At 69.3% G+C, this 4,239-nt stretch carries 5 protein-coding genes and 1 pseudogene; 1 reads left to right on the top strand and 5 read right to left on the bottom strand.

Annotated elements, in window-relative coordinates; all coding sequences use genetic code 11:
* A pseudogene (locus tag FPZ41_RS45245) lies at positions 1-251 on the top strand (MaoC/PaaZ C-terminal domain-containing protein); the annotation flags it as partial.
* On the opposite strand, the gene FPZ41_RS45240 reads toward FPZ41_RS45245, so the two are convergent.
* The 5 genes from FPZ41_RS45240 to FPZ41_RS45215 all read right to left on the bottom strand — a co-directional run bounded on the left by FPZ41_RS45240 (position 244) and on the right by FPZ41_RS45215 (position 4,103).
* Positions 244-915, bottom strand: a complete 672-nt coding sequence (locus FPZ41_RS45240; protein ID WP_152870598.1) for a TetR/AcrR family transcriptional regulator — start codon at positions 913-915, stop codon at positions 244-246. The pseudogene FPZ41_RS45245 and the gene FPZ41_RS45240 sit on opposite strands and share 8 nt — an antisense overlap.
* A gap of 86 nt (positions 916-1,001) precedes the next feature.
* Positions 1,002-1,301: a DUF4229 domain-containing protein gene (locus tag FPZ41_RS45235; RefSeq protein WP_152870596.1), complete on the bottom strand. Its 300-nt coding sequence runs from the start codon at positions 1,299-1,301 to the stop codon at positions 1,002-1,004.
* An 84-nt stretch (positions 1,302-1,385) separates the two neighbouring features.
* Positions 1,386-1,910, bottom strand: coding sequence for a GNAT family N-acetyltransferase (locus FPZ41_RS45230; RefSeq protein ID WP_152870594.1), 525 nt, complete (start codon positions 1,908-1,910; stop codon positions 1,386-1,388).
* 396 nt (positions 1,911-2,306) lie between these two features.
* Entirely contained in the window at positions 2,307-3,470 is a 1,164-nt protein-coding gene (gene mqnE / locus FPZ41_RS45220) for an aminofutalosine synthase MqnE (RefSeq protein ID WP_152870591.1), read from the bottom strand.
* A 177-nt stretch (positions 3,471-3,647) separates the two neighbouring features.
* Complete coding sequence (locus FPZ41_RS45215) at positions 3,648-4,103, bottom strand: Lrp/AsnC family transcriptional regulator (RefSeq protein ID WP_131564400.1); 456 nt, start codon at positions 4,101-4,103, stop codon at positions 3,648-3,650.
* Positions 4,104-4,239: the final 136 nt, after the last annotated feature.

Here is a 4,239-nt window from a genome sequence, read left to right as displayed (position 1 = left end):
GAGACAACCTCCACCCCCTCACCGCCCGCCTCTTCGGCTTCCCCCGCGCCATCGCGCACGGCATGTGGACGGTGGCGCGCTGTCTGGCCGAGCACGGGACACCCGGAGCGGCGTTCGTGCGCGCGGAGTTCCGGGCGCCGGTGCTGCTGCCCGGGACGGTGACGTACGCGGCGGAAGGCGGCCGCTTCGCACTACGGGGTCACGAGGGCCGGGTGCATGTCACCGGTGAGGTGTGCCCGCTGCTCACGTGAGAGCCGGCACCGGGGCGTCCGTGCCGCTCGGCGGCGACCAGGGGCGCCCGTCCATGAGGTTGCCGAGGCCCGCCCAGGCGAAGTTCATGAGGGTCGCGGCCGCCTGCCTGGCCGTGACGTCCGGGGTGGCGTTGGCCCAGTCGGCCAGCGACTCGGCGGCGCCGACGAGGGCCTCGCCGAGCCCGGCGACCTCCCCTTCCTCCAGTGACGGATCCCGGTGCGCCTCTCGTGCGGCCACCGCGATCAGTTCGGTGACGAACGCGACCAACTCCTCACGCATCGCGGCCACCTCGGCCGCGAAGGGCTCGCCGTGCGTACGGGCCTGGAGGTGCAGCACGGCCCAGCCGTCCGGGTTCTCGGCGGTGTGCGTGAAGAACGCCTGGAGCCCTTCCCAGAGTTGACGGTCGGCGGGCAACTCGGTCCGCACCCCCGTGCGCACGGCCTCGGTGAGCGCCTTCGCCTCACGCCGGATGCAGGCGGTGAAGAGGGATTCCTTCGAGTTCAGGTACAGATACACCAACGGCTTGGACACACCCGCCAGTTCGGCGATCTCGTCCATCGACGCGGCCCGGTACCCCCGCTGCCCGAACGTCCGCACCGCCGCGTCCAGCATCTGCCGCTCCCGCACCGCGCGCGGCATCCGCTTGCTCTTCACACCACCCATAGGGAAAGGGTAGGCGTGTTCCGGATCACCGTGGCCGTGAAGTCCGACCAAAAACGGGCGTCCTGGACCAAAAACAGGTTGATCTGTCAGGACGCCTGGCCCTGCGCCCGGGACGTGTCGTCGGCCACGTCCTCCTGGCTGCGGTTGGCGTCCAGGTTGGCCTTCACGCGGTCGACCTTCTGTACGATCTGCACGGAGGCGCGGTCCCGCTCCTTGCGCAGGACCACGAAGCTGATCGGGGCGGAGACGACCAGGGCGAGCAGGATCACCCACATGCCGTTGGACGCACCCAGCCCGCGTGGGGCGATGCCGAAGTGGACGAGGCCCCAGACGACCACGAAGCAGCCCGCGAAGATACCGAGGCGCATCAGTGTGTAGCGGAGCATCTCAATCCACTCTTCCGTTCCGAACCATTACCAAAGGCCACCGTCCAGTGAAGCACGGTCGGCTCACGATCTTGCAGCGGGGCCTCAGTAGAGCGTCAGCAGCATGAAGACGTCGTCCCGGTCGTCGCCCGGCGCGACCCGTATGGCGCCCGGAATCCGCCCGACCTCCTTGTACCCACAGGCGGCGTAGAAGTGCTCCAGCCCCATACCGCCCCGGCAGGTGAGGCGGATCGCCTCGATGCCGTCGAACCCCTGCGCGGCCTCCGCCGCCGCCGCGAGCAGCTCCCGCCCGCAGCCCGTCCCCTGGTACCGGGGGTGCACCATCACGGTGTACAGCCACACCCAGTGCGTCATCAGCCGGTGCGTGTTGAACGTGAAGAACGCGGTCGCCGCGACGCCGCCGTCCCGGTCGTACCCCACGAGCAGCCGCGCCCGCTCCTCGGCCATCGCCGCGAAGTGCTTCACCAGCTCGGGCCGGATCGCCTCCGGCGTCACCGGGGGTACGAACCCCACGGCGCCCCCGGCGTTGGACACGTCGGCCCACAGCTTGAGCACGCCGTCCCGAAGATCGGGTGTGACGGGCGGGTCCAGTCGAAATGTGAGGGGCATGTGGAGGACGGTATCTCGTCCGCCCATTTCGGCCGGTGGTCGGGTGCGGGTCCGTCGTGGCTGGTCGCTCCCCCACTCTCGGCTGCGCTCGAGCGGGGGGACCCCCATCGCGGCGGAGCCGCATATTCGACACAGCCCCGCGCCCCTGAAAAGCAGGGGCGCGCCCGGCATCGCCACGAACCGCAACCCCGACGCACCGGCAGCCGCGTACGCACGTGAGGGGGTGTGCCGGGAGGTGTCCGCCCGCAGCGGCCGGCGTCCGCCGCCGGGCACCCTCATCACCCCCACAGAACCGCCGGACCGAGGACGGAGACCTCCCGGCGCGCACCCGACCCACGAACAAACGCGTAGGCGCCCAAGCCACCACGGCGGGAAGGGCGCCCGCGCCCCCGAACCTCAGACCCGCATCGGCTGGGGCGTCTCCCGCCGCGCCGGGTCCGGCCCCTCGTACTCGCGGATGATCTCGTACCGCGTGTTCCGCTCCACCGGCCGGAACCCGGCATCCCGGATCAGGTCCAGCAGATCCTCACGGGTCAGCTTGTTCGGCGTGCCGAAGTTGTCCGCGTCGTGCGTGATCTTGTACTCGACGACCGAGCCGTCCATGTCGTCGGCGCCGTGCTGCAACGCCAGCTGGGCGGTCTGTACGCCGTGCATGACCCAGAAGACCTTGACGTGCGGGACGTTGTCGAACAACAGCCGTGAGACCGCGAAGGTCTTCAGGGCCTCCGCGCCCGTCGCCATCTGCGTCCTCGCCTGGAGGCGGTTGCGGACCTTGCCGTCCTTCATGTCCACGAAGTCGTGCTGGTAGCGCAGCGGAATGAAGACCTGGAAGCCACCGGTCTCGTCCTGCAGCTCACGCAGCCGCAGCACATGGTCCACACGGTGACGCGGCTCCTCGATGTGGCCGTACAGCATGGTGCACGGCGTCTTCAGACCCTTCTCGTGCGCGAGCCGGTGGATCCGCGACCAGTCCTCCCAGTGGGTGCGGTGGTCCACGATGTGCTGCCGGACCTCCCAGTCGAAGATCTCCGCACCACCGCCGGTCAACGATTCCAGACCGGCGTCGATGAGCTCGTCGAGGATCTCGGAGGCGCTGAGCCCCGAGATCGTCTCGAAGTGGTGGATCTCCGTGGCCGTGAACGCCTTCAGCGACACGTTCGGCAGCGCGGCCTTCAGCTCCCGCAGCGAGCGCGGGTAGTACCGCCACGGCAGGTTCGGGTGCAGCCCGTTCACGATGTGCAGCTCGGTGAGGTTGTCGCTCTCCATCGCCTTGGCGAGCTTGACGGCCTCCTCGATGCGCATCGTGTACGCGTCCTTCTCGCCCGGCTTCCGCTGGAACGAGCAGTACGCGCAGGAGGCCGTGCACACGTTCGTCATGTTGAGGTGCCGGTTGACGTTGAAGTGGACGACGTCGCCGTTCTTCCGCGTCCGCACCTCGTGCGCGAGCCCGCCCAGCCAGGCCAGGTCGTCCGACTCGTACAGCGCGATGCCGTCCTCGCGGGTCAGCCGCTCACCGGAGCGGACCTTCTTCTCCAGCTCGCGCTTGAGCCCGACGTCCATGCCTCCGCCTCTCCTCAACAACAACTCGTGCAACCGTACAACTCCAGCTCCGGGCACTGGCGCCCTGCAAGGGGCGCGGGGAACTGCGCGCTCAGCCACGGACGACCCGCAGTCGCGAAACGAGCCGACGGCCCCACGACGAAGCGCCACCGCCCCACCCAGCGGAGCGCTACCGCATCAGCCCTCCTCCGGCAGCTCACCCACCCGGTTCTCCCACTTCGTGGAGAGCACGACGGTCGTACGGGTCCGGGAGACGCCCTTCGTCCCGGACAGCCGCCGGATCATCCGCTCCAGACCGTCCACGTCGTCGACCCGCACCTTGAGCATGAACGAGTCGTCGCCCGCGATGAACCAGCAGTCCTCGATCTCGCCCAGATCCCGCAGCCGGGCCGCCACGTCCTCGTGGTCGGCCGCGTCGGACAGCGAGATGCCGATGAGGGCGGTCACGCCGAGACCGAGCGAGGCCGCGTCGACCGTGGCGCGGTAGCCGGTGATGACCCCGGCCGCCTCCAGCCGGTTGATGCGGTCGGTGACGCTGGGGCCGGAGAGACCCACGAGGCGGCCCAGTTCCGCGTAGGAGGCGCGGCCGTTCTCCCTGAGGGCCTGGATGAGCTGCCTGTCCACCGCGTCCATGCGATCGGTTGCCTTCCGCTGAAGAGTTCTCAAAGTAGTGATGAGTGGTAGCGCTCCCGCTACCAGGTGCTCAGAAAGAGTGAAGTCGAGCTGGGTTCGGTGCCGTTCAAGCCGTCCGCGCCCCGCCGCTTATAGA

This window comes from Streptomyces acidicola (assembly GCF_009377235.1).
Classification (GTDB): domain Bacteria; phylum Actinomycetota; class Actinomycetes; order Streptomycetales; family Streptomycetaceae; genus Streptomyces; species Streptomyces acidicola.
This window is presented reverse-complemented; position numbering and strand designations above follow the sequence as displayed.